We start from the raw sequence: 1,429 nt of genomic DNA on the forward strand, positions 1-1,429 counted from the left end.
GGTTGCGTCCAGGGAAGTGGTGTACGGGTTCGACCTGATCCGGGGGTTTGCTCCGGCATCGGGATGGTGCCCGCATAGTTGAACGGCCACCGGCTGATCTTCGAAGTGTCGAAGCCTCGAAGGAGATCAGCACGATGACCGCACCCGACAGTGTGCCCCTGCACGCCCTCACCGAAGACAACCTCGCCGCGGCGAGTCCCGATCTGCTGCGCGCGATGGTCAAAACGTTTGCCGACGCGCTCATGTCCGCCGAGGCCGACGCCCTCTGCAACGCCGAATACGGGCAGGTCAGCGACGAACGCGTCAACCACCGCAACGGCTATCGCCCGCGCGAGTGGGACACCCGGGCCGGCACCGTCGAACTCGCCATCCCCAAGCTGCGTCAGGGCAGTTACTTCCCGCACTGGCTCCTCGAACGCCGCCGCCGGGCCGAACAGGCCCTCATCTCGGTGGTCGCCACCGCCTACCTGCTCGGCGTCTCCACCCGCCGGGTCGAGAAGCTCGCCGAGTCCCTCGGCGTCACCCAGCTGTCGAAGTCCCAGGTCAGCGCGATGGCCAAGCACCTGGACGAACAAGTCGCCGCCTTTCGCAACCGCCCCCTGGACCACGGGCCTTACGCGTTCGTCTGGGTCGACGCGCTGACCCAGAAGGTCCGCGAGGGCGGCCGCATCATCAACGTCCACGCGCTGATCGCGGTCGGCGTCAACGCCGACGGCCACCGCGAGATCCTCGGCGTCGACGTCGCCACCGCCGAGGACGGCGCCGGCTGGCTCGCCTTCCTGCGCTCCCTGACCGCCCGCGGCCTGTCCGGCGTCCAGCTGGTCGTCTCCGACGCCCACGCCGGCCTGGTCAACGCCATCGGTGCCACCCTGCCCGGCGCTTCGTGGCAGCGCTGTCGAACCCACTACGCCCGCGCGTTGCTGACCCAGGTTCCGAAAACAGCCCAGCCGTGGGTGGCCACGCTGCTGCGGACCGTCTTCGAACAACCCGACACCGACGCCGTGAAGGCCCAGCTGCGGCACGTTCTGGATGCGTTGGAGGCCAAGTTCCCCAAGGCCGCAGCCCACCTGGACACCGCCCAGCACGACCTGCTGGCCTTCACCGCCTTTCCCCGCGAGATCTGGCGGCAGATCTGGTCCAACAACCCGCAGGAACGGCTGAACAAGGAGATCCGCCGCCGCACCGACGTGGTCGGCATCTTCCCCGACCGCACCGCTGTGATCCGCCTGGTCGGCGCCGTGCTGGCCGAACAGAACGACGAATGGACCGAGGCCCGCCGCTACATGGGACTCGACCTGCTCGCCAAAGCCCGCCTCCACCCGATCGAGTCAGAAACCGACGAACCCGCCCTGCCCACCGAACTCACCGCATAGCCTCAAAACCGAGATCACCGAGTGGCCGTCAATACACCACTTCGGCGGACGTGACC

The 1,429-nt window shown here is 68.1% G+C and carries 1 protein-coding gene; it reads left to right on the plus strand.

What is annotated here, in order from left to right; translation table 11 throughout:
• Positions 1 to 134 precede the first annotated feature (134 nt).
• Positions 135 to 1,373: an IS256 family transposase gene (locus PH203_RS49540; RefSeq protein ID WP_289929529.1), complete on the plus strand. Its 1,239-nt coding sequence runs from the start codon at positions 135 to 137 to the stop codon at positions 1,371 to 1,373.
• Positions 1,374 to 1,429 lie beyond the last annotated feature (56 nt).

The sequence above is a fragment of the Streptomyces sp. S.PB5 genome, from assembly GCF_030403745.1.
Taxonomy (GTDB): domain Bacteria; phylum Actinomycetota; class Actinomycetes; order Streptomycetales; family Streptomycetaceae; genus Streptomyces.

Excerpts from the sequence above, each read along its gene's own strand:
- PH203_RS49540 (WP_289929529.1), top strand. The coding sequence starts at position 135 with ATGACCGCACCCGACAGTGTGCCCCTGCACGCCCTCACCGAAGACAAC.